General features: G+C 59.9%; 18 protein-coding genes. 9 read left to right on the forward strand and 9 right to left on the reverse strand.

The window, feature by feature from the left end:
* Positions 1 to 8: 8 nt before the first annotated feature.
* The 5 genes from gatB (at position 9) to SOP85_RS03120 (ending at position 5,183) form a co-directional block, all read left to right on the forward strand.
* On the forward strand, positions 9 to 1,454 hold the full coding sequence (gene gatB / locus SOP85_RS03100; protein ID WP_323626026.1) for an Asp-tRNA(Asn)/Glu-tRNA(Gln) amidotransferase subunit GatB: 1,446 nt from the start codon (positions 9 to 11) through the stop codon (positions 1,452 to 1,454).
* Between the two features lie 149 nt (positions 1,455 to 1,603).
* Positions 1,604 to 1,975 carry a septal ring lytic transglycosylase RlpA family protein gene (locus tag SOP85_RS03105; protein WP_323626027.1) on the forward strand — a complete coding sequence of 124 codons (372 nt, stop codon included), beginning with the start codon at positions 1,604 to 1,606 and terminating at the stop codon, positions 1,973 to 1,975.
* A 50-nt stretch (positions 1,976 to 2,025) separates the two neighbouring features.
* Positions 2,026 to 3,087, forward strand: a complete 1,062-nt coding sequence (locus tag SOP85_RS03110; RefSeq protein WP_323626029.1) for a calcium/sodium antiporter — start codon at positions 2,026 to 2,028, stop codon at positions 3,085 to 3,087.
* Positions 3,084 to 3,455, forward strand: a complete 372-nt coding sequence (locus SOP85_RS03115) for a carboxymuconolactone decarboxylase family protein (protein WP_274074026.1) — start codon at positions 3,084 to 3,086, stop codon at positions 3,453 to 3,455. Before SOP85_RS03110 ends, SOP85_RS03115 begins: the two co-directional genes overlap by 4 nt.
* A gap of 243 nt (positions 3,456 to 3,698) precedes the next feature.
* The gene (locus tag SOP85_RS03120) at positions 3,699 to 5,183 is read left to right on the forward strand and encodes a PhoPQ-activated pathogenicity-related family protein (protein ID WP_323626030.1); all 1,485 of its coding nucleotides are present in this window, start codon (positions 3,699 to 3,701) and stop codon (positions 5,181 to 5,183) included.
* Here the strand turns inward: SOP85_RS03120 and SOP85_RS03125 are convergent.
* The 9 genes from SOP85_RS03125 to SOP85_RS03165 all read right to left on the reverse strand — a co-directional run bounded on the left by SOP85_RS03125 (position 5,180) and on the right by SOP85_RS03165 (position 16,654).
* Positions 5,180 to 6,121, reverse strand: a complete 942-nt coding sequence (locus SOP85_RS03125) for an AEC family transporter (RefSeq protein ID WP_274074028.1) — start codon at positions 6,119 to 6,121, stop codon at positions 5,180 to 5,182. The genes SOP85_RS03120 and SOP85_RS03125 overlap by 4 nt on opposite strands.
* A 185-nt stretch (positions 6,122 to 6,306) precedes the next feature.
* Positions 6,307 to 7,860 carry a galactarate dehydratase gene (gene garD, locus SOP85_RS03130; RefSeq protein WP_323626031.1) on the reverse strand — a complete coding sequence of 518 codons (1,554 nt, stop codon included), beginning with the start codon at positions 7,858 to 7,860 and terminating at the stop codon, positions 6,307 to 6,309.
* 11 nt (positions 7,861 to 7,871) lie between these two features.
* Complete coding sequence (locus tag SOP85_RS03135) at positions 7,872 to 9,242, reverse strand: MFS transporter (protein WP_274074030.1); 1,371 nt, start codon at positions 9,240 to 9,242, stop codon at positions 7,872 to 7,874.
* Positions 9,243 to 9,391: 149 nt separating this feature from the next.
* On the reverse strand, positions 9,392 to 10,837 hold the full coding sequence (locus tag SOP85_RS03140) for an aldehyde dehydrogenase family protein (RefSeq protein ID WP_323626032.1): 1,446 nt from the start codon (positions 10,835 to 10,837) through the stop codon (positions 9,392 to 9,394).
* Positions 10,838 to 10,898: 61 nt separating this feature from the next.
* A complete protein-coding gene (gene kdgD / locus SOP85_RS03145) occupies positions 10,899 to 11,810 on the reverse strand; it encodes a 5-dehydro-4-deoxyglucarate dehydratase (protein WP_020796617.1) in 912 nt (303 codons plus the stop codon).
* Positions 11,811 to 12,191: 381 nt separating this feature from the next.
* Positions 12,192 to 12,941, reverse strand: a complete 750-nt coding sequence (locus tag SOP85_RS03150; protein ID WP_274074032.1) for a FadR/GntR family transcriptional regulator — start codon at positions 12,939 to 12,941, stop codon at positions 12,192 to 12,194.
* A 72-nt stretch (positions 12,942 to 13,013) separates the two neighbouring features.
* Positions 13,014 to 14,741 (reverse strand): ABC transporter ATP-binding protein/permease, encoded by a 1,728-nt coding sequence (locus SOP85_RS03155; protein ID WP_323626033.1) that lies wholly within the window; start codon positions 14,739 to 14,741, stop codon positions 13,014 to 13,016.
* 97 nt (positions 14,742 to 14,838) lie between these two features.
* Positions 14,839 to 15,399: a response regulator transcription factor gene (locus tag SOP85_RS03160; RefSeq protein ID WP_008057484.1), complete on the reverse strand. Its 561-nt coding sequence runs from the start codon at positions 15,397 to 15,399 to the stop codon at positions 14,839 to 14,841.
* The gene (locus tag SOP85_RS03165; RefSeq protein WP_274074034.1) at positions 15,392 to 16,654 is read right to left on the reverse strand and encodes an ATP-binding protein; all 1,263 of its coding nucleotides are present in this window, start codon (positions 16,652 to 16,654) and stop codon (positions 15,392 to 15,394) included. The genes SOP85_RS03160 and SOP85_RS03165 overlap by 8 nt, the downstream gene beginning before the upstream one ends.
* A 267-nt stretch (positions 16,655 to 16,921) precedes the next feature.
* Between SOP85_RS03165 and SOP85_RS03170 the strand changes: the two genes are divergently transcribed.
* The 4 genes from SOP85_RS03170 to SOP85_RS03185 all read left to right on the forward strand — a co-directional run bounded on the left by SOP85_RS03170 (position 16,922) and on the right by SOP85_RS03185 (position 23,322).
* Positions 16,922 to 17,638: an SIMPL domain-containing protein gene (locus SOP85_RS03170; protein ID WP_323626034.1), complete on the forward strand. Its 717-nt coding sequence runs from the start codon at positions 16,922 to 16,924 to the stop codon at positions 17,636 to 17,638.
* A gap of 555 nt (positions 17,639 to 18,193) precedes the next feature.
* On the forward strand, positions 18,194 to 19,819 hold the full coding sequence (locus SOP85_RS03175) for an ABC transporter substrate-binding protein (protein WP_212625801.1): 1,626 nt from the start codon (positions 18,194 to 18,196) through the stop codon (positions 19,817 to 19,819).
* A gap of 294 nt (positions 19,820 to 20,113) precedes the next feature.
* Entirely contained in the window at positions 20,114 to 21,715 is a 1,602-nt protein-coding gene (locus tag SOP85_RS03180) for an ABC transporter substrate-binding protein (RefSeq protein WP_323626035.1), read from the forward strand.
* Between the two features lie 173 nt (positions 21,716 to 21,888).
* The gene (locus SOP85_RS03185; protein ID WP_274074037.1) at positions 21,889 to 23,322 is read left to right on the forward strand and encodes an OprD family porin; all 1,434 of its coding nucleotides are present in this window, start codon (positions 21,889 to 21,891) and stop codon (positions 23,320 to 23,322) included.
* Position 23,323 lies beyond the last annotated feature (1 nt).

Consider the following 23,323-nt stretch of genomic DNA (forward strand, 5'->3'; position numbering starts at 1 on the left):
AGACACACATGCAATGGGAAGTCGTGATCGGGCTGGAGATTCATACCCAGCTCACCACCCGGTCGAAAATCTTTTCCGGTAGTTCCACCACCTTCGGTTCCGAGCCGAACACCCAGGCCAGCCTGATCGACCTGGGGATGCCCGGCGTGTTGCCGGTGCTGAACCAGGAAGCGGTGCGCATGGCGGTGATGTTCGGTCTGGCGATTGACGCCGAGATCGGCCAGCACAACGTGTTCGCCCGTAAAAACTACTTCTACCCTGACCTGCCCAAGGGCTACCAGATCAGCCAGATGGAACTGCCGATCGTCGGCAAGGGCCACCTGGACATCGCCCTTGAGGACGGCACGGTCAAACGCGTCGGCATCACCCGCGCGCACCTGGAAGAAGACGCCGGCAAGAGCCTGCACGAAGAATTCAGCGGCGCCAGCGGCATCGACCTGAACCGTGCCGGCACTCCGCTGCTGGAAATCGTTTCCGAGCCGGACATGCGCAGCGCCAAGGAAGCCGTGGCCTACGTCAAGGCGATCCACGCGCTGGTGCGCTACCTGGGCATCTGCGACGGCAACATGGCCGAAGGCTCGCTGCGTTGCGACTGCAACGTGTCGATCCGTCCGAAAGGCCAGGTCGAGTTCGGTACGCGCTGCGAGATCAAGAACGTCAACTCGTTCCGTTTCATCGAGAAGGCGATCAACAGCGAGATCCAACGCCAGATCGAGCTGATCGAAGACGGCGGCAAGGTGATCCAGCAGACTCGGCTGTACGACCCGAACAAGGACGAGACCCGTCCGATGCGCAGCAAAGAGGAAGCCAACGACTACCGTTACTTCCCCGATCCAGACCTGCTGCCAGTCGTGATCGAAAACACCTTCCTCGATGACGTGCGCGCCACCCTGCCGGAATTGCCACCGCAGAAACGCGAGCGTTTCCAGGAGCAGTTCGGCCTGTCGGTGTACGACGCCAGCGTCCTGGCCACCAGCCGCGAGCAGGCCGACTACTTCGAGAAAGTCGCGAGCATTGGCGGCGACGCCAAGCTGGCGGCCAACTGGGTGATGGTCGAGTTGGGCAGCCTGCTCAACAAGCAAGGCCTGGACATCGATCAGTCGCCGGTTTCCGCCGAGCAACTGGGCGGCATGTTGCAGCGCATCAAGGACAACACCATCTCCGGCAAGATCGCCAAGGTGGTGTTCGAAGCCATGGCCAACTGCGAAGGCAGCGCGGACGAGATCATCGACAAGCGCGGCTTGAAGCAAGTGACCGACACCGGCGCCATTTCGGCGGTGCTGGACGAAATGCTCGCGGCCAACGCCGAGCAGGTCGAGCAATACCGCGCGGCGGACGAAGCCAAGCGCGGCAAGATGTTCGGTTTCTTCGTCGGCCAGGCCATGAAAGCCTCCAAAGGCAAGGCCAACCCGCAACAGGTCAACGAACTGCTTAAAAGCAAGCTCGAAGGCTGATCGGAATGGAGCCAGCCCAACACACTGGCTCCATTCCCCTGTGGGAGCGAGCTTGCTCGCGAATGCGGTTCGGCACTCAATTCAAAGTTGACTGTCAGAATGCATTCGCGAGCAAGCCCGCTCCCACATTTGTTTTCGGAAGCCTTCAAATGAAGCGTCTACTTGGACTTTGCGCCCTCCTCTCGCTCCTGGCCGGTTGCGCCAGCAACGATGTTGTCGACCCCCACGGCTACGACAAAACCGGCGTTGCCTCTTACTACGGCGCCAAACACCAAGGCAAACGCACCGCCAGTGGCGAGCGTTTCAACAAGAATTCCCTGACCGCCGCCCATCGCCAGCTACCCTTCGGTACACGGGTGAAGGTCACCAACCTGAACAACGACAGATCCTGCGTGGTGCGCATCAACGACCGTGGCCCGCATACCCGTGGCCGCCTGATCGACCTGTCCCACGAAGCCGCCGAGCGCCTGGGCATGCTCAAGAGCGGCACCGCGCGGGTTCGCGTGCAAGCCCTCGACTGACCGACGGAGCCCCGACCATTTTCGGACTAGCCGATTTACCCCTGATCAGCGTGATCGAATTGCTCAGCGGGCTGGTGCTGCTGATTGCCGGCGCCGAACTGATGGTGCGCGCTGCGGTGCGCCTGGCGGCACGCCTGCATGTACGCCCGCTGATCATCGGCCTGACCATCGTCGCCCTTGGCAGCAGCGCACCGCAGATGGCGGTCAGCCTGCAAGCCACCCTGGCACATAACGCCGACATTGCCGTCGGCAGCGTGATCGGCAGCAGCATCTTCAACATCCTCGTGACCCTCGGGCTCTCCGCCCTGATCATACCGTTGCGGGTTTCCCGGCAACTGGTGCGCCTGGACATCCCGCTGATGATCGGCGCCAGCCTGCTGGTGTTCTTCCTGGCGTGGAATGAAGAGCTGACCCGTACCGACGGCGTCATGCTGCTGGTGGCACTGCTGCTGTACCTGGCCTTGTTGCTGCGCCAGTCGCGACATTCGGTGCGCCCGGTGTCAACTCATGGCCATACAGGGGAAGCGCCATGGTTCACCAGCCTGCTGATGATCGTCGCCGGCCTGGCGATGCTGGTGTACGCCGGGCATCTGCTGCTGGGGGCGGCGGTCGCGGTCGCCACCGACCTGGGGTTGTCGGAGCGGATCATCGGCCTGACCATCGTCGCCGTCGGCACCTCACTCCCGGAGCTGGCCACTTCCCTGATCGCCGCCTTGCGCGGTGAACGGGAAATTGCCGTGGGCAACGTGATCGGCAGCAATCTGTTCAACCTCCTGGGCGTGCTTGGCTTGACGGCGCTGATCGCGCCGTCGCCCTTGTCGGTATCGCCTAATGCGCTGGAATTCGATCTGCCGGTGATGCTCGGCGTCGCGGCGTTGTGCCTGCCGGTATTCTATTCCGGTTACCGGGTGACCCGCGCCGAAGGCCTGCTGTTTCTGGGCCTGTACCTGGCCTACGGCCTGCACGTGGTGTCGTTCACCACCGGCATGCCGCTGGCTGGCAAGCTTGAACACCTGATGCTGTTTTTTGTCCTGCCGGCACTGTTGGCGTTCCTGTTGTTCACGTCACTGCGCGCCTGGCGTCGCCAACACCACAAGAGGGAATTGCCATGACCGAGAATAAAAAATCCGGCGTCGAAGTACGTCGCCAAGTGATGGGCGACAGCTTCGTCGACCGCGCCCTGGGCAACGCCACCGAGTTCACCCAGCCGCTGCAGGACTTCGTCAACGAACATGCCTGGGGCGGGGTGTGGAATCGCGAAGGCCTGCCGTTGAAAACCCGCAGCCTGATCACCCTGGCCGCGTTGACCGCGCTGAAGTGCCCGCAGGAATTGAAAGGTCATGTGCGCGGCGCGCTGAACAACGGCTGCACCGTGGAGGAGATTCGCGAGGCGCTGCTGCACTGCGCGGTGTATGCCGGCGTGCCGGCGGCCATCGATGCGTTTCGCGCGGCGCAGGAAGTGATCGAGCAATATCAGTAACCCCCCTACCTGTTAAAACTTCGTTCGAGGGGACGGTGATTGATTTCGCCGTCCCCTCGAATGCATTCGACCGCCAAAACTCCAAGCCTACTTATATAAGTCACTTTCCATTACATATATCTCGAAAAACAACACTTCCAAAATAACTTCCAATATCAATGACACGAAGACAATATTTTCCCGCCGCAAAAAAATTTCGCGATAACAATCATAAAACAAATTGAAACAAGCGAGACTAGTCCAATGCGATCCACACTCCGTGTCATTTTACCAAACATGTTATTAACTCTTGGATTGGCAAGCTTCACGGCACAAGCCGAAACGCTGGTCGACAAATGCTCTCCCCCCAACGACTTCAGCGAAATACTGAACTGCTATAAAAATCGGGAAGCCTCCAAACCATTACTCTACGTAGCAAAAGGTACCCAGGTCTTTCCTGGCGTAGAGAAGCGCAGCTTTGATCTGTCATCTCAACAGTGGTCGCCTGAAGGACTGGTCAGCCCGGAACAATGGAAACATAGTGTCGACATTTATATCCCACACAATGCCCTTCATGGACAGGCACTACTGGTGGCGAACAACGGAACCAACATACCTGCCGGTAACAAGGCTAAATCTGAACCTACAGATTTCACTCAAGCCATGGCCCTGGAAGTTGCACGCCAAACCAATACAATCGTCATCTCGCTCAGCAACATCCCCAATCAACATCTCACTTACGCCGATGACGGAGTTCCCCGCACAGAAGACTCAAGCGTCGCCCATAGTTGGAAATTATTTCTCGAAAGTCCTGAAACGCGCCCTTACATGTCTGCTCATGTTCCGATGATGGCGTCTCTGGTCAAGGCGATGGACCTTGCCCAGAAAGAACTGAAGCCATGGAACGTTGAACGATTTATTGCCAGTGGGGTGTCGAAACGCGCCTGGGCAGCCTGGCTGGCCGCTATTGCCGATGAGCGCGTCAACGCCGTCGTGCCATTTGTCATTGATGGACTCGGCACAGCCAAAGTGTTCGAACATACCTTTCAAACCTATGGCAAAAACTGGCCGCTGGCCTTCTATGACTATTACAGCGAAGGGGTGCTCCGTCTGCGCCACACCGAAAACTTCGAGAAACTGCTGAAAATCGTCGACCCCCTGGCTTATCTGGACAGTGCCTATGCCGAACGATTGGCCATTGCGAAATACATCGTCAACGCCAGCAGTGACGACTTTTTCACCCCTGACAATTCGGATATCTATTTCGATCGACTGCCTGGGCCGAAGAGCCTGCGGGTTGCCCCCAATTCCAGCCACAACGGCATCCGGCAATTCGTTGAAAGCTCACTGATTCCTGTGGTCAACCGGTGGCAGCAAGATCGCCCGTTACCCTCCGTGACGACAAGCGCAACAACCCATGGAACGGGCAAAGCCGTTTCGCTGCACTTTACCGAGGCGCCGGTTCAGGTGACTCAATGGACGGCCGTGAACCCGATGGCGCGAGACTTCCGGGATGCTTGCGGAATTCGTTATCAGCCACGGCATGTCACCCCTTCCACCCCATTGCATGCACAGGTACAGATAGAAACACCCGAACAGGGCTGGACAGCAACATTTGTCGAGGCGACCTTCGCCGATGGTTTTGTCGTCACCACACCGGTACAGGTCCTGCCTGATCGCTACCCGACCGCAGCACCTCCAGAGACCGGGCCACTGTGCAAAACCCTGCCCGAGATGGCCAGCCGCTAGATCCACCCACCCCACTGCAACAAAAAGATCCCGATGTTGGTGGTCACCGCCGCCATCAGCGTGGTGATCACGATGATCGCCGCCGCCAGTTCATGATTGCCATTGGCAGCCCGGGCCATGACAAAACTGGCGGCGGCGGTCGGGCTGCCGAAGTACAGGAACAGAATGCCCAGCTCGGCACCACGAAAACCCCAGAGCCACGCGCCGAGCGTCGCCAGGATCGGCAGGCCGAGCATTTTCACCAGGCTTGAACTGAGCGCCATCGAGCCGCTTTTGCGCATGGCCGCCAGCGACAGCGTGCCGCCAATGCAGATCAACGCCAGCGGCAAGGTGGTTTGTGCCAGGTACTGGCCGGACGTCTCCAGCCAGCCCGGCAGGCTGATCTTGAAATAGGCAAAGGGCGCCGCCGTAATCACGCTGATGATCAGCGGATTGACCATCACGCTTTTGCAGATGCTCCACGGATCGGACTTGATCACCGGGCTGTAGACCGCCAGCACGATGGTCGACAGCGTGTTGTAGAACAGGATCACCAGCGCCGCCAGGATCGCCCCCAGGGAAATCCCGTAGTCGCCATACATGCTCGCGGCCAGTGCCAGGCCGATCACGCCGTTATTTCCGCGAAACGCACCCTGGGTGTAGATCCCCCGGTCTTCGCGCGGGCACCTGAAGATCGCCCAGCCCCAGGCAATGGCGAAGCACACCAAGGTGGCGAGGGAGAAGTAGATCAGCAGTGCCGGTTGCAACGCGGCATGCAGATCGGCATGCAGGATGCCCAGGAACAGCAGCGCCGGCATGGTGACGTTGAACACCAGGGACGAGGCGGTATGGATGAAGTTGTCGTTGATCCAGTCGATGCGCTTGAGCAACACCCCGAGAAACAGCATGGCGAACACCGGTGCGGTGATGTTCAGGGTTTCGAGGAAAATTGCCAGCATGCCGGTGGGAACCTAGATGGTGTCGTTAGTTGGCTAATGATAAGCCACCAGGGACAATGGCGTCTGGTAGATCGCTATCGCCAGCAGGCTGGCTCCCACAGGGGATCTTCTTTGTTGCACAAAATGTGCAATCACCGAAGATCACTGTGGGAGCCAGCCTGCTGGCGATGAACGATAACGCGGTATCAGGTAATCGGCGCCGGGTTGAACAAGGTGATATCGTTATGCAGCTTGTGCTTTTCAGCCCAGGTCTGCTGCTTGCCGCTGGCCACATCCAGGTAGTAGTGGAACAACTCCCAGCCAAGCTCCTCAATGGACGCGCGCCCGGTGGCAATGCGCCCGGCGTCGATGTCGATCAGGTCCGGCCAGCGCTGCGCCAGTTCCGTCCGGGTCGACACTTTCACCACCGGTGCCATGGCCAGTCCATAAGGCGTACCGCGCCCCGTGGTGAACACATGCAGGTTCATCCCCGCCGCCAGTTGCAACGTACCGCAGACAAAGTCACTGGCCGGGGTCGCGCAGAAGATCAGGCCTTTTTCCTTGAACCGCTCGCCAGGGCCGAGAACACCCGTGATAGCGCTGCTGCCGGACTTGACGATCGAACCCAGGGACTTCTCGACGATGTTCGACAACCCGCCCTTCTTGTTACCCGGCGTGGTGTTGGCGCTGCGGTCCGCCTCACCCTTGGCCAGATAACGGTCGTACCAATCCATTTCCCGCACCAGCTCCTGCGCGACGCCCTCGGTTTTCGCGCGGGAGGTCAGCAGGTAGATCGCGTCGCGCACTTCGGTCACTTCGGAGAACATCACCGTCGCACCGGCACGCAGCAACAGGTCCGAGGCATAACCCAGGGCCGGGTTGGCGGTGATCCCGGAAAACGCATCACTACCGCCACACTGCATGCCGAGGATCAGTTCCGACGCCGGTACGGTTTCCCGGCGGCGCTGGTCGAGCTTCTTCAGGCGGGCCTCAGCCAGTTCCATGATCTGCTCGATCATCTCGGTAAAACCGTGGCTGGAATCCTGCAGGCGATACAGCCACGGCTCACTCAAGTCCACCGAGGCATCGTCCTCGTGCATCACCTGCCCGGCCTGCAATTTCTCGCAGCCCAGGCTGATCACCAGGGCTTCGCCGCCCAGGTTCGGGTTGCGCGCCAGGTTGCGCACGGTGCGGATCGGGATGTACGCGTCGGTGGCGGTGATTGCCACACCGCAGCCATAGCTGTGGGTCAGCGCCACCACGTCATCGACGTGCGGGTACTTGGGCAGCAACTCGTCCTTGATGCGCTTGACCGCATGATCCAGCACACCCGTCACGCACTGCACCGTGGTGGTGATACCCAGGATGTTGCGCGTGCCGACCGTACCGTCGGCGTTGCGATAACCCTCGAACGTATAACCTTCCAGCGGTGCCTGCGCGGCCGGCACTTCGGTGGACAGCGGCAGGCTGTCCAGCGGCGGCGCGGTCGGCATGCGCAGTTGATCTTCCTTGACCCAACTGCCACGGGGAATCGGCTGCAGGGCGTAGCCGATGACCTGGCCGTAGCGAATCACCTGGCCACCCTCGGGAATGTCTTCAAGGGTGACCTTGTGGCTCTGTGGCACGAAGTCCACGGTGACCAGGCCATCCGGGAACTCGGTACCGGCCGGTACACCCTGGTCATTGACCACGATCACCACGTTGTCCCGCTCGTGCAGGCGGATGTAACGCGGCGAGTCGGAATGTTCAATCAACTGCATGACGCCGCTCCTCAGGAATGCGCTTGAGACAATTTACCGGATGCTTCAGGACCGTTTACCGGCGGCTCCTTGAGCACCACTCGCTTGATCGGACCGACGATGACCAGATAGCTGAACACCGCGACCAGTGCGTTGCAACCGACAAACACCAACGCCCACTTGAACGAACCCGTGGAGCTGATGATGTAACCGATGACGATTGGCGTGGTGATCGAGGCCAGGTTACCGAAGGTGTTGAACAGGCCACCGCTCAAACCGGCGATCTGCTTCGGTGAAGTATCGGACACCACGGCCCAACCCAATGCACCCACGCCTTTGCCGAAGAACGCCAGGGCCATGAAGCCCACGACCATCCATTCAACGTCCACGTAGTTGCAGGCGACGATGCTGCTGGACACCAGCAGGCCGGCGATGATCGGCGCCTTGCGGGCGAAGGTCAGGGAATGGCCCTTGCGCAGCAAGTAGTCGGAAATCACCCCGCCGAGCACACCGCCGATGAAGCCGCAGATCGCCGGCAACGAGGCGATGAAACCAGCCTTGAGGATGGTCATGCCGCGCTCCTGCACCAGGTACACCGGGAACCAGGTCAGGAAGAAGTAGGTGATGCCGTTGATGCAGTATTGGCCCAGGTACACGCCGAGCATCATGCGGTTGGTCAGCAGTTGGCGGATGTAGTCCCATTTCGGGCCGTCAGTCTTCTTGCCTTTGCCCTTGTCCTGGTCCATGTCGACCATGCCGCCGTTGTCGGCGATGTGCTTGAACTCGGCGTCATTGATCATCGGGTGCTGGCGTGGGCTGTAGATCACTTTCAGCCAGATGCCCGAAAAGATGATGCCGATCACGCCCATGACGATGAACACGTGCTGCCAGCCGAAGCTGTAGACGATCCAGCCCATCAGTGGCGCGAACAACACGGTGGCGAAGTATTGCGCCGAGTTGAAGATTGCCGAAGCGGTGCCGCGTTCAGCCGTCGGGAACCAGGCCGCGACGATGCGTGCGTTGCCGGGGAAGGATGGCGCTTCGGCCAGACCCACCAGGAAGCGCAGCATGAACAGCGCGACCACCGCCGTGGACATGCCAAACTCGCCGACATAACCCTGCAACACGGTGAACAGCGACCAGGTGAAGATGCTCAAGGCATAGATTTTTTTCGAACCGAAACGGTCCAGCAGCCAGCCACCGGGAATTTGCCCGGCCACGTAGGCCCAACCGAATGCGGAGAAGATGTAGCCGAGGGTGACTGCGTCGATGCCGAGGTCTTTCTGCAGGCTGGAGCCGGCGATGGCGATGGTGGCGCGGTCGGCGTAGTTGATCGTGGTCACCAGAAACAGCATGAGCAGGATCAGATAGCGGACGTGAGTCGGCTTCTTGGTCGATTGCATGTAGATGTACTCCCACTGATTATTTTTATGCGGGGTGAATCTTTGGTTCACCCTGTAGGAGCTGACGAGTGAAACGAGGCTGCGATCTTTTGATCTTTAAAAGCAAAGATCGCAGCCTGCGCTAGCTCCTACAGGGGTATTGCGGTGTATCAGGAGCCGACGTAGGACGTTTTCACGACCGTGTAGAACTCTTGCGCATAGCGACCTTGCTCACGTGATCCATAGGATGAACCTTTACGCCCACCGAACGGAACGTGGTAATCCACGCCGGCGGTCGGCAGGTTGACCATCACCATCCCGGCTTGGGAGTGGCGCTTGAAGTGGTTGGCGTATTTCAACGAAGTCGTGGCGATGCCCGCGGACAAGCCGAATTCGGTGTCGTTGGCCATGGCCAGTGCGGCTTCGTAATCGGCCACGCGAACGATGTTGGCCACAGGGCCGAAGATCTCTTCGCGGCTGATGCGCATCGACGCTTCACTGTCGGCAAACAGCGTTGGCGCGAGGAAGTAGCCCTCGGTGTCGCAGGTCACCAGACCACCGCCGCTGACCAGGCGCGCACCTTCGGACTGGCCGATGTCGATGTACTTCATGTCCTGTTCCAGCTGCGCTTGCGACACCACCGGACCGATGTCGGTGCCGGCTTTCAACGCGTGGCCGACCTTGATCGACTTCATGCGCTCGGCCATGGCTTCGACGAAGTGGTCGTGGATCCCGGCGGTGACGATAAAGCGGCTCGATGCCGTGCAACGCTGGCCGGTGGAGTAGAACGCGCTCTGCACCGACAGCTCGACCGCTTGCTTGAGGTCGGCGTCGTCGAGAATGATCTGCGGGTTCTTGCCGCCCATTTCCAGCTGTACTTTGGCCTGGCGCGACACGCAGCTGACGGCGATCTGCCGACCGACGCCCACGGAACCGGTGAAGCTGATGCCATCGACTTTAGGGCTGTGCACCAGTGCATCGCCAACCACACGACCGCTGCCCATCACCAGGTTGAACACACCGGCCGGGAAGCCCGCACGGGAGATGATTTCAGCCAGGGCCCAGGCACAACCCGGCACCAGGTCGGCAGGCTTGAGTACCACGCAGTTACCATAGGCCAGGGCCGGGGCGATTTTCCACGCCGGGATGGCAATCGGGAAGTTCCACGGGGTGATCAGACCGACCACGCCCAGGGCTTCGCGGGTGACTTCCACGTTGACGCCAGGACGCACTGACGGCAGGTAGTCGCCGGACAGGCGCAGGCATTCACCGGCGAAGAACTTGAAGATGTTACCGGCGCGGGTCACTTCGCCGATGGCTTCGGGCAGGGTCTTGCCCTCTTCCCGGGCCAGCAGGGTGCCGAGCTCTTCGCGACGGGCGAGGATTTCAGTGCCGACTTTATCCAGCGAGTCGTGACGCGCCTGGATACCGGACGTGGACCATGCCGGGAACGCGGCACGGGCAGCGTCGATGGCGGCGTTGACCTGGGCCAGGTCAGCCTTGGCGTAATCGCCGATGGCATCGGTCAGTTCGGACGGGTTGATGTTGGCCGAGTAATCGCCACCGGCAACCCATTCGCCATTGATGTAGTTATCGAAACGCTTTGCATCTGCCACTTTAAGATCTCCTCACGCAAAAGGCCGCTGATCGCTCAGCGGCCTTACTAAATCGGATGTATTACTGCGCACCCTGCTTGTCGATCAGCGCGGCGAGCATTTCGTACTCTTCGCCGGTCAGGTCGGTCAGCGGCGCACGCACAGGACCTGCGTCGTAGCCGGCAATTTTTGCCCCGGCCTTGACAATGCTCACTGCGTAACCGGCCTTGCGGTTACGGATGTCCAGGTACGGCAGGAAGAAGTCATCGATGATCTTGCCGACGGTGGCGTGATCTTCGCGAGCGATCGCGTGGTAGAAATCCATCGCGGTTTTCGGGATGAAGTTGAACACCGCCGAGGAGTAGACCGGCACGCCCAGCGCCTTGTAGGCCGCGGCGTAGACTTCGGCGGTCGGCAGGCCACCCAGGTAGCTGAAGCGATCACCGAGGCGGCGACGGATCGACACCATCAACTCGATATCACCCAGGCCATCCTTGTAGCCGATCAGGTTCGGGCAGCGCTCGGCCAGACGCTCCAGCAGCGGCGCGTTCAGGCGGCAGACGTTACGGTTGTAGACCACCACGCCGATGTTGACCGACTTGCACACGGCTTCAACGTGGGCGGCGACGCCGTCCTGGCTGGCTTCGGTCAGGTAGTGCGGCAGCAGCAACAGGCCTTTGGCGCCAAGACGCTCGGCTTCCTGTGCGTACTCGATAGCCTGGCGGGTCGAACCGCCGACGCCGGCGAGGATTGGCACGCTGGTGGCGCAGGTGTCGACGGCAGTCTTGATGATTTCCGAATATTCGCTGGCCGCCAGGGAGAAGAACTCACCGGTGCCGCCTGCGGCGAACAGAGCCGAGGCGCCGTATGGGGCCAGCCATTCCAGACGCTTGATGTAGCCAGCGCGGTTGAAATCGCCCTGGGCATTGAAATCGGTGACCGGGAAAGACAGCAGACCGGAAGAGAGGATGGACTTCAGTTCTTGTGGATTCATTATTCGAACACCCTGGGTAGCGACGTTTGTGTGTGAGAAAACCGTTCAGCCTGCGCCGAAGTTGTAGGTCATCGTACAACTTAAAAAATAACCGTCAACTGCATTTCATCGCTGCGGGTGAAAATTGTTCGACAAGAAGAGCGCCAGCCCAGATTTTCAAAGGCTTGCAGCGATAGGAAAAGCGGAGAGGAATGTGGCGTCTAGCGGGTTTGTAGGAGATACGTTGTCGGAAGATTAGCCCAAAGAACCGAGAGATCTAGGGGATGGCCGCTGGCCCTATCGCCAGCAGGCTGGCTCCCACATTGGAACGCGTACTCCTGTGGGAGCCAGCCTGCTGGCGATAGCGATAACCCAGACGATGGATGACACGAGGTAGATCGCTTACCCGCGCTGCGCCTCAGCCTCTTCATGGGCATGACGCAACCGTTCGCGGCTGTTGGTCAGGTGCAGGCGCATGGCGGCGCGCGCCGCGTCGGAGTCCTGGCGGGCGATGGCGTCGTAGATCTCTTCGTGCTCGCGGCTCAGACGATTCATGTAGTGCTGCTGATCGTCATGGGCCAGGCGCGCGGAGTTCAGGCGGGTACGCGGAATGATGCTGGTACCCAGGTGAGTCATGATGTCGGTGAAGTAGCGGTTGCCGGTTGCCAGGGCAATCTGCAGGTGGAACTGGAAGTCCGAGGCCACGGCATCGCTGGCGTGGGAAACACTTTCGTTCAGCGCATCCAGTGCCGCGCGCATCAGCGCCAACTGCTCGGGGCTGCGGCGTTGCGCGGCGAGGCCGGCGGATTCCACTTCAAGGCTGATGCGCAGTTCCAGAATCGCCAGCACGTCACGCAGGGTGACCACAGTCGCCGGGTCGATGCGGAAACCGCTCGGGCTCGGGGTGTCGAGCACGAAGGTGCCGATGCCGTGACGGGTTTCCACCTGCCCCGCCGCCTGCAAACGGGAAATCGCTTCACGCACCACGGTGCGGCTGACGCCATGGGCATCCATGATCGCCGACTCGGTGGGCAACTTGTCGCCACGCTTGAGGTGACCGTCGCGGATCTGCTCGGACAGCACCGTCACCAGTTCCTGAGCGAGGCTGCGGCGCTTGCGAGGGAGGCGTGGTGCGGCGTTCGGGTTTTCCATGGTGAACATCTGTCTCGAAAAATTCGGCTGCTGAAACCGCATCATAGCGCAACGCGGTTGTACGATCACCCATCAGGCGGTCACGGTCTGGTCCACCAAATGCCCGTTCTCGATACGAACGTGCCGTGGGTGGAAACGCTTGAGGCTGCTGCGATGGCCGACGCTGACGATACTCAGGCCCGGCAACTCATCGATCAGTGCCTGGTACAGCGACGCCTCGTCTTCTTCATCCATCGCCGAAGTCGCTTCGTCCATGTACAGCCATTGCGGTGCATAAAGCAGTGCACGGGCGAAGGCCAGGCGTTGCTGCTCGCCCGGCGACAGCATGCGCTGCCAGTGATTGGCTTCGTCGAGTCGCGCCACCAGATGCGGCAAACGGCACGTTTCCAGAACGTGCACGTAGCGCTCGTTGGGGTAGGTATCGCCGGCCTGTGGATAACTCAGCGCTTCGCGCAGCGTGCCAATCGGCAAGTAAGGCTTTTGCGGCAGGAACAGATAGCGCGCCGCCGGCAGCCGGATACTGCCATGCCCCGCTGGCCACAGGTGCCCCATCGCCCGCAGCAAGGTCGACTTGCCGCTGCCGGAACGGCCGCTGAGCATGACGCGCTCGCCCTCCTCCACAGTCATGTCGGCACTGGTCAACAGGTGGCGACCGTCGGCCAGGTCGAGGCCGAGGTTGTGCACCTTCAAGGCCGAGCCCGCGTTCTGCACGTCAATGGCTGGCGCTCGTTGCTCGTTGTCGGTCATGGCCTGACGGAAGCTGAGCAGACGATCGCAGGTGGCGCGCCATGAGGCGAGGCTCTGGTACGCGGTGATGAACCAGCTGAAGCTGTCCTGGACATTGCCAAACGCCGAGCTGATCTGCATCAGCTCACCCAGTTCGATCTTGCCGGAGAGATAACGCGGCGCGGCCACCATGAACGGGAAGATGATGGCGGCCTGCTCGTAGCCGGAAGTGAAGAAGGTCAGGCGCTTGGACACCTTCATGATGTCCCAGAAGTTGTGCCAGACCATCGAGAAACGCTGGGTCAGGCGGCGGTTCTCATTGGGCTCGCCGTTGTACAGCGCAATGCTTTCGGCATTCTCGCGAATCCGCACCATGGAGAAACGCAGGTCGGCTTCGAAGCGTTGTTGCCGGTTGTTCAGGCCGATCAGGCGGCGACCGATCAAATGCGTCAGCCAGCTACCCACCACGGCGTAGACCAGTACGCACCAGAACATGTAGCCGGGAATGGTCACCCCGAATACCTCGATGCTCCCTGACACACCCCAGAGGATGATCGAGAACGACACCAGGCTGACGACATTGCGCAACAGCCCAACGCCCAGGCTCAAGGTGTCGGAGGTGAAATTGTTGAGGTCTTCGGAAATGCGCTGGTCCGGGTTATCGGTGTAGCCGCCCTGCTCCAGCTGGTAGTAATTCTTGTTGCCCAGCCAGCGGGCGAAATGCTTTTCGGTGAGCCAGGCCCGCCAGCGAATCGTCAGCATCTGCGTCAGGTAGAGCCGGTACACCGCACCGACGATCGCCACCGCCGCAATCGCGCAGAAGTACAGGATCAGCCGCCAGAACGCTTCCTCGTCCTTTTGCTGCAGGGCGTTGTAGAAATCCTTGTACCAGGTGTTGAACCACACCGAGATGCCCACGCTCATCAGCGACAACGCAATCACGGCGATCAGCAATGTCCAGGCCTTGACCTTTTCTTCGCTCTGCCAGTAAGGCGTGATCATCGCCCAGACTTTTCGAAAAAACTGCCCGCGCACAGCATCATTGACCGCGGAATATTCAGCGTTCTGATTCATGGATAAGGCTCGATAAGAAAAAATACATGCACGAACCGATCATAGATGATCGGTTCGGTTTGTCGCGAGGAGCGGCCCGCATTCGTTCAGCGTTGATTCAGCGTCGAACGGGACGCTTCTGCAGTTTGCGCTGCAGCGTGCGGCGGTGCATGCCCAGGGCGCGGGCGGTGGCGGAGATGTTGCCTTCGTGCTCGGTCAACACGCGCTGGATGTGTTCCCACTGCAGGCGGTCTACGGACATCGGGTTTTCCGGCACCAGGCTGTCGAGGTCGGCGTGTTCGGACAGCAGCGCCGCCAGCACGTCGTCGGCGTCGGCCGGCTTGCACAGGTAGTTGCAGGCGCCGCGCTTGATCGCCTCGACGGCCGTGGCGATGCTCGAATAACCGGTGAGGATCACCACGCGCATTTCCGGGTCCATTTCCAGCAACTTGGGCAGCAGCACCAGGCCCGAGTCGCCATCCATTTTCAGGTCCAGCGCGGCATAGTCCGGCAGATCGGCCTGGGCGATGGTCAGCCCTTCTTCGGCGGAACCGGCGGTGCTGACGCGAAAGCCACGGCGGGCCATGGCGCGGGCCATCACCCGGGTAAAGGTCGCGTCGTCGTCGACCAGCAGCAAATGCGGCAGTTCTTCGCCTTCAACTTGGATTTCGTCACTCATGTTCGTCTCCTCGGGCGCCATGGGGCAGGCGCAGCTCGGTGAGCGTGCCGCCTTCCTCATGACTGTAGAGTTTCACTGAGCCGCCGGCGCGTGTCACGCTGGCCTTGCTCAAAAACAGGCCCAGGCCGAAACCTTTGCCCTTGGTGGTAAAAAATGGCTTGCCGATCTGCTCGGCGATGGCCAGCGGCACGCCCGCACCGTGGTCGCGGATGCTGATGGTCAAGTCTTCGGCATTCCAGTCCAGGGTCACTTGCAGCCCTTCGGGACAGGCATCCGCCGCGTTGTTGAGTAAATTGAGCAACGCCTGGGTCAGGTCCGGCGGTGGTGCCATGCGCGGCACCGAGCCCTGGCCCAGGCGCTGGAAGCGATAACTGGCTTCCGGACGCATCAGGTGCCAACGATTGAGCGCTTCGTCGAGCCAGTCGGTGACGTCCTGCATCTGCACGGCCAGCCGGCGATTGGCCTCCGCCGCCCGAACCAGCTGTTGCAAGGTCTCTTTGCACAACTTGACCTGATCCTGCAGCACTTTCAGGTCATCCTGCAGCATCGGGTCAGGATGATCCTGTTGCATCTCCTTGAGCAACACGCTCATGGTCGCCAGCGGCGTGCCCAGTTCATGGGCAGCGCCCGCCGCCTGAGTGGCGACGGCCAGCAGCTGCTGGTCGCGCAGGCCTTCTTCCCGGCGAATGGCCCGCAGCTCTTCCTGGCGACGCAGCTCTTCGGCCATGCGCGCGGCAAAGAACGTGATCACTGCCGCCGCCAGCGCGAAGCTCAACCACATCCCGTACACCTGCAGGTTTTCCCGGGCAATCGGGAAGGTTTGCAGCGGGTAGAAGCGCGCCAGCAGCAAGGTGTACATGGTCAGGGCGATGCCCGACAGAATCACCGAATATCGCCATGGCAAGGTCACTGCCGCGATGGTCAGCGGCACCAGGTAATAAGAAACGAACGGGTTGGTCGAGCCGCCCGAGAAATACAGCAGCGCACTGTGGATAAACAGGTCGCAGGCCAGTTGCACCGCGTATTCGAGCTCGGTGACCGGCCAGGTGGTGCGCAGCCGGATGGCCGTGAAAGCACACAGCAACATCGAGCAGCCGAGGGTCGCGGCCAATTGGAACCAGGGCAGTGGCAGCAGCTCGAACCAGTAGGCCAGGCCCACGGAACCAGCTTGAGCGGCCAATACCAGGGTGCGGATGAACGTCAGCCGCCAGAGATTCTGGCGTGTGGCGGAAGTGATTTGAACGGGGGCGAGCATGAGCTCTCCTGATGAGCGCTCCAGGCGGATCGACGGGAGTATAACCAAGCGCGGGGGCTGGCAGGCGAAAGTGCGGCAAACGGCCACACTCCCACACTCAAACGCATACCCCTGCAGGAGCGTGGCTTGCCCGCGATTGGCTGCGAAGCAGCCACCTGCAATCGTCTGTATAAAAGTTGTAAGTCCGCGAACCGGATCATCACAGCTAGAGTCTGATGGTTTCACGCAGGCCCGCACATCAACCTGCGCACCCACCCAGGAGCCTTCATGCACACATTCCGCCGCAGCGCCGCCCTCCTCACCCTGAGTGCCGGCACCCTCGCCGCCCTCCCGGCCATGGCCGCCGACGAGCTTCACTACAACCAGATTTCCCTGCGCGCCGAAGTCAGCCAGGAAGTGGCTCGCGACCTGATGATCGTGACCCTCTACACCGAAGATCAGAACACCGACCCGGCCAAACTCGCCGCGGACGTCAGCACCACCATGAACAAGGCCCTGGCCCAGGCCAAGCAAGTGAAGGACATCACCCTGCGCCAGGGCAGCCGCAACAGCTACCCGATCTACGACGCCAAGGGCCAGAAAATCACCGGCTGGCGCGAGCGTGCCGAACTGCGTCTGGAAAGCCCGGACTTCGCGGCCCTGTCCAAGCTGACCGGTGAACTGCTCGGCGACCTGAAAATGGGCGGCATGGATTTCGCCATCGCCACCCCCACCCGCAAGGCCAGCGAAGATGCCTTGCTGAAGGAGGCCGTGACGGCCTTCAAGGCCCGCGCCCAACTGGCCACTGACGCCCTGGGCGGCAAGGGTTACAAAATCGTCAACCTGAACTTCAACAGCAATGGTTACCCGCAACCGTACATGCGCGCCCCGATGATGATGAAAGCAGCCAGCATGGACGCCGCTCCGGTGACCCCGGAAGTGGAAGCCGGCACCAGCCAGGTCAGCATGACGGCCGATGGCTCGATTGAAGTGCTGATGCCTTGATTCGATAACTGAATACAAAAAACGGCGATCACTCAGGTGACCGCCGTTTTTTTTCGAATTCAAACTGTAGAAGCTGCCGCAGGCTGCGATCTTTTGATCTTGTTCTATGCTCTCAAAGGCATTTCAGCGGCGACCGCAAAGATCGCAGCCTGCGGCAGCTCCTACAGAGACGTCGTACAAATTGGAATGAAAAGTTGCACCTTGTACAACTCGCAACCCGCGACCAATACCAGTGCAACGATAACCACTCCCATTAAGCCCCACACCCCTCTCAAGGACTGGGTATAAATAGGTAACACCCCGCCCCACCCACGGGCAGCCTAAGGCTTTAACGCACCATAAAGGTGCGCCAGTTGCACTACAAAAACACCGCGCAAACGTTCAAATGCGCCAGGTTTTATACTAATGCGACATTAAGGTACGTTCGTGCCACTGTTTAATGCCTGTAGTCGCTCTGGATCTTGCATTGGGTATGGCCCCTGCATAAGTATCCGCAGGCACGACTCACGAGGTCGTCCTCAAAATCAAAAAATGACAACAAATCATGAGGCCACCATGCTTAAACAAGCGGTCATTCCGTTTTTATTAGGTGCCAGCTTGCTAGCTAGCGCACCGTTCGCCCAAGCTGCGACTAACCTGGTGTTCTGCTCCGAAGGGAGCCCGGCCGGTTTCGATCCAGGTCAATACACCACCGGAACCGACTTCGACGCCTCTGCCGAAACCATGTTCAACCGCCTGACCCAGTTCGAGCGCGGCGGTACCGCCGTCATTCCTGGCCTGGCGACCAGCTGGGACGTCTCCGATGACGGCCTGACCTACACCTTCCACCTGCGCGAAGGCGTCAAGTTCCACACCACCCCGTATTTCAAGCCGACTCGTGAGTTCAACGCGGACGACGTGCTGTTCACCTTCAATCGCATGATTAACAAGGATGACCCGTTCCGCAAAGCGTACCCGACCGAATTCCCGTACTTCACCGACATGGGGATGGACACCAACATCACCAAGATCGATAAAGTCGACGACAAAACCGTCAAGTTCACCCTGAAAGACGTCGATGCCGCGTTCATCCAGAACATGGCCATGAGCTTCGCCTCGATCCAGTCCGCCGAGTACGCCGCCCAGCTGCTCAAAGAAGGCAAGGCCGCTGACATCAACCAGAAACCGGTCGGCACTGGTCCGTTCGTGTTCAAGAGCTACCAGAAAGACTCCAACATCCGCTACACCGGGAACAAGGACTACTGGAAGCCGGACGACGTCAAGATCGACAACCTGATCTTCGCCATCACCACCGACCCCTCGGTACGCATCCAGAAGCTGAAGAAAAACGAGTGCCAGGTCACCCTGTTCCCTCGTCCAGCCGACCTGAAAGCGCTGCGCGAAGACAAGACCCTGAAACTGCCTGACCAGGCTGGTTTCAACCTGGGTTACATCGCCTACAACGTGATGGACAAGGTCAAGGGCAGCAACGAGCCAAACCCGTTGGCCCAACTGAAAGTGCGTCAGGCACTGGACATGGCCGTCAACAAGCAACAGATCATCGACTCCGTGTACCAGGGCGCCGGCCAACTGGCCGTCAACGCCATGCCGCCGACCCAGTGGTCCTACGACACCACCATCAAGGATGCGCCGTACAACCCTGAGAAAGCCAAGGAGCTGCTCAAGGAAGCCGGTGTGAAAGAAGGCACCGAAATCGTTCTGTGGGCGATGCCGGTCCAGCGTCCATACAACCCGAACGCCAAGCTGATGGCAGAAATGCTGCAGTCCGACTGGGCGAAGGTCGGCCTCAAGGTCAAGATCCAGAGCTACGAGTGGGGCGAGTACATCAAGCGCTCCAAAGGTGGCGAGAACCAGGCGATGCTGATTGGCTGGAGCGGTGACAATGGTGATCCCGATAACTGGCTGAACGTGCTGTTCGGCTGCGACTCGCTGGAAGGCAACAACTTCTCCAAGTGGTGCGACAAGAAGTTCGACGACATCGTCAAACAAGCCAAGCGTACTTCAGACCAGGGCAAGCGCACCGAACTGTACAAACAGGCGCAACACGTCCTCAAAGATGCTGTTCCAATGACACCTATCGCTCACTCGACGGTGTTCCAACCCATGCGCGCCAATGTGCAGGACTTCAAGATCAGCCCGTTTGGCTTGAACTCCTTCTACGGCGTCAGCGTCAGCAAATAAGGTTCTGTAACGGCGACGTTTCTTGACGTCGCCGTTACGTTATCGACCGAGAAAGCAGGAATCCGCCCACCTCCAAATCGCCTGCTGCCTACAGCAGAGCATTAGGACGCGTCGCCTTTTCCTACGAGTCTTTAGGACTCTTCGTATTTACTGCCGGACCCACGGTTCATACCGTCGGGATTCGACCAGTTCATGCGTGGGTCATCGGTTTTGCTGCACGTCATGGCTTGAGACCGATGAGGCCTCCCTTTACCCGGAGTTCTCATTGTCAAACACTGAACAAGAGAGAGCGTCATGCGCCATACCTTGGTTTTATCCGCATTGCTGGGCGCGGGCCTGTTGGCCGCCACGTCCATGAGCCAGGCTGCCTCCAATAGCCTGGTGTTCTGTTCCGAAGGCAGCCCCGCCGGCTTCGACACCGCGCAATACACCACCGCGACCGATAACGACGCCGCCGAACCGCTGTACAACCGCCTGGCCGAGTTCGAAAAAGGCTCGACCAATGTCGTACCGGGCCTGGCCACGAGTTGGGATATTTCCGAGGACGGCCTCAAGTACACTTTTCACCTGCGTCCCGGGGTGAAATTTCACACGACCAAGTACTTCACGCCGACCCGCGACTTCAACGCTGACGACGTGCTGTTCACCTTCAATCGCATGCTCGATCCGCAGCAACCGTTCCGTAAGGCCTATCCGACCGAATTCCCCTATTTCAACGGGATGAGCCTGAACAAGAATATCGCCAAGGTCGAAAAGACCGGGCCGCTGACCGTGGTCATGACGCTCAACAGCGTGGACGCCGCGTTCATCCAGAACATCGCCATGAGCTTCGCCGCGATACTCTCCGCCGAGTACGCCGACAAGCTGCTCGCCGAAGGCAAGCCGAGCGACATCAACCAGAAGCCGATCGGCACCGGGCCGTTCGTGTTCAAGAGCTACCAGAAAGACTCGAACATCCGTTACACCGGCAACAAGCAATACTGGGACCCGAGCCGGGTCAAGCTCGACAATCTGATTTTCGCCATCAACACCGACGCCTCGGTGCGCGTGCAGAAGCTCAAGGCCAACGAGTGCCAGGTCACCCTGCACCCGCGCCCCGCCGACGTGACTGCGCTGAAAAACGACCCCGCGCTGCAGTTGATCGAAAAGCCCGGCTTCAACCTGGGTTACATCGCCTACAACGTACGGCACAAGCCGTTCGACCAGCTCGAAGTGCGCCAGGCGCTGGACATGGCGGTGAACAAGCAAAGCATTCTCAACGCCGTTTACCAGGGTGCGGGGCAACTGGCGGTCAACGCCATGCCGCCGACCCAATGGTCCTACGACGACAGCATCAAGGACGCCGCCTACAACCCGGAAAAAGCCAAGGAACTGCTCAAGGCTGCCGGCGTCAAGGAAGGCACCGAAATCACCCTGTGGGCCATGCCCGTACAGCGCCCCTACAACCCCAACGCCAAGTTGATGGCCGAGATGCTCCAGGCTGACTGGGCGAAGATCGGCCTCAAGGTCAAGATCGTCAGCTACGAATGGGGCGAGTACATCAAGCGCACCAAGAATGGCGAGCACGATATCAGCCTGATCGGCTGGACCGGCGACAACGGTGACCCGGACAACTGGCTCGGCACGCTGTACAGCTGCGACGCCATTGGCGGCAACAACTACTCCATGTGGTGTGATCCGGCTTACGACAAGCTGATCAAGCAGGCCAAGGTCGTGACCGACCGCGACCAGCGCACCGTGCTCTACAAACAGGCGCAGCAGTACCTCAAGCAGCAGGTACCGATCACGCCGGTCGCCCACTCGACGGTCAACCAGCCGTTGAGCGCCAAAGTCGAAGGGTTCAAGGTCAGCCCCTTCGGTCGCAACGTGTTCTCGGGTGTCGGCATCGAAAAATAAAACCGTGTAGCTGAAAACGCTGGGGGCGCATTGCGCCTCCACGCAAGCGTATTGCCGTCATTCGCCATTCTGGTCAACAGCAAACGTTTGCGATGTGTGCAAGTGTTCCAAAGCAAATAGCCGGATCACCAAAAAAGACCGGCATTAATAATAGAAAGTAAGGAGCTTCACCCATGAAACTGAGCAGCACTGCGATACTGGCCCTGGCCATCAGCAGCGTAACCGCCACGGCATACGCTGAAACCCAAAGCCAGGCGTATACCCCGGTTACCCTGAATGAAAAAAGCGCCCAGAGCGAAGCAACCGGCTTCCTGGAAGGCCAGTCGATCAGCGGCACGACCCGTAACTGGTACGCCAACGAACAACTGAAACGTGGGGCCAAATTTTCCTACAAGAAAGACGGCGTTTCGACCCCGACTGACCGCCGTATCAACTGGGTTCAAGGCACGATCGTCAAGTACAACTCGGGCTTCACCGAAGGTGCCCTCGGTTTCAGCACTGAAGTCGCGGCCTACAACGCCATCGCCCTGGACCAGGACCGCAAGGACCTGGCGTCCAACAACGGTGGCGCACCGGGCACTCGCCCAGGCGCGGGCAACAACCGTACCCTGACCGAAGAAGGCGGCGACGCCGTTGGCCAGTGGAGCAAGCTGGGCCTGGCCAACGTCAAGGCGCGTATTTCCAACACCACCCTGACTGCCGGTCGCCAGAACTTCAGCAGCCCGATGGTCGACGTCATCGGTAACCGTGCGCTGCCTTCGAGCTTCCAGGGTGTGGCGATCCACAGTGAAGAGCTGAACAACCTGCAATTCGACCTGGCCACCTTCGATCGCAACTCTCCGCGTACCGAAGAAAGCCAGCGCAAGTTCCGCACCGAATACGCCAACGGCATCGTTGAAACCGATCACGTCTACACCGGCGGCATCACCTACACCCCGTTCGCCAGCCTGACCACCAGCCTCTGGGCCACCCAGGCCGAAGACATCTGGAACCAGTACTACTTCGGCGCCACCCACGTACTGGGTGACAGCCAGGTCCTGAGCCTGACCACCGGCCTGAACTACTACAAGACCCAGGAAGAAGGCAAAGCACTGATCGGCGACATCGACAACGACACCTACTCCCTGTCGTTCGGCCTGACTCATCAGGCGCACACCCTGACCTTCTCGTACCAGGAAGTGAACGGTAACGAGTACTTCGACTACCTGCACGAAACCAACGGCATCTACCTGGCCAACTCCCTGCTGTCGGACTTCAACGGCCCGAACGAGAAGTCCTTCCAGATCGCCTACGGCCTGAACATGGCCGAGTACGGCGTACCCGGCCTGAAGTTCAACATCTACCAGGCACGTGGCTGGGGCATCGACGGTACCCACTACACCGGCAACAAGGGCGTGGCGGACAAGGGCTACGACGGTATCCAGTCGCAAGACGGCGAACACCACTACGAATACGGCATCGGTGCAACCTACGCCGTGCAGAGCGGTCCGTTCAAGGCCACCACTATCCGTGGCACCTACACCGCTCACCGCGCCAGTGAAAACCAGGCTGATGGCAGCATCAACGAGTTCCGTCTGGTGACCACGGTTCCGTTCAACATCCTGTAAA

The organism is Pseudomonas sp. YuFO20, from assembly GCF_035064975.1.
Taxonomy (GTDB): domain Bacteria; phylum Pseudomonadota; class Gammaproteobacteria; order Pseudomonadales; family Pseudomonadaceae; genus Aquipseudomonas; species Aquipseudomonas putida_AE.

Coding starts and splice junctions, on each gene's coding strand:
- gatB (WP_323626026.1), top strand. CDS start 9: ATGCAATGGGAAGTCGTGATCGGGCTGGAGATTCATACCCAGCTCACC.
- SOP85_RS03105 (WP_323626027.1), top strand. CDS start 1,604: ATGAAGCGTCTACTTGGACTTTGCGCCCTCCTCTCGCTCCTGGCCGGT.
- SOP85_RS03115 (WP_274074026.1), top strand. CDS start 3,084: ATGACCGAGAATAAAAAATCCGGCGTCGAAGTACGTCGCCAAGTGATG.
- SOP85_RS03120 (WP_323626030.1), top strand. CDS start 3,699: ATGCGATCCACACTCCGTGTCATTTTACCAAACATGTTATTAACTCTT.
- SOP85_RS03125 (WP_274074028.1), bottom strand. CDS start 6,121: ATGCTGGCAATTTTCCTCGAAACCCTGAACATCACCGCACCGGTGTTC.
- garD (WP_323626031.1), bottom strand. CDS start 7,860: ATGCAGTTGATTGAACATTCCGACTCGCCGCGTTACATCCGCCTGCAC.
- SOP85_RS03135 (WP_274074030.1), bottom strand. CDS start 9,242: ATGCAATCGACCAAGAAGCCGACTCACGTCCGCTATCTGATCCTGCTC.
- kdgD (WP_020796617.1), bottom strand. CDS start 11,810: ATGAATCCACAAGAACTGAAGTCCATCCTCTCTTCCGGTCTGCTGTCT.
- SOP85_RS03150 (WP_274074032.1), bottom strand. CDS start 12,941: ATGGAAAACCCGAACGCCGCACCACGCCTCCCTCGCAAGCGCCGCAGC.
- SOP85_RS03155 (WP_323626033.1), bottom strand. CDS start 14,741: ATGAATCAGAACGCTGAATATTCCGCGGTCAATGATGCTGTGCGCGGG.
- SOP85_RS03160 (WP_008057484.1), bottom strand. CDS start 15,399: ATGAGTGACGAAATCCAAGTTGAAGGCGAAGAACTGCCGCATTTGCTG.
- SOP85_RS03165 (WP_274074034.1), bottom strand. CDS start 16,654: ATGCTCGCCCCCGTTCAAATCACTTCCGCCACACGCCAGAATCTCTGG.
- SOP85_RS03170 (WP_323626034.1), top strand. CDS start 16,922: ATGCACACATTCCGCCGCAGCGCCGCCCTCCTCACCCTGAGTGCCGGC.
- SOP85_RS03175 (WP_212625801.1), top strand. CDS start 18,194: ATGCTTAAACAAGCGGTCATTCCGTTTTTATTAGGTGCCAGCTTGCTA.
- SOP85_RS03180 (WP_323626035.1), top strand. CDS start 20,114: ATGCGCCATACCTTGGTTTTATCCGCATTGCTGGGCGCGGGCCTGTTG.
- SOP85_RS03185 (WP_274074037.1), top strand. CDS start 21,889: ATGAAACTGAGCAGCACTGCGATACTGGCCCTGGCCATCAGCAGCGTA.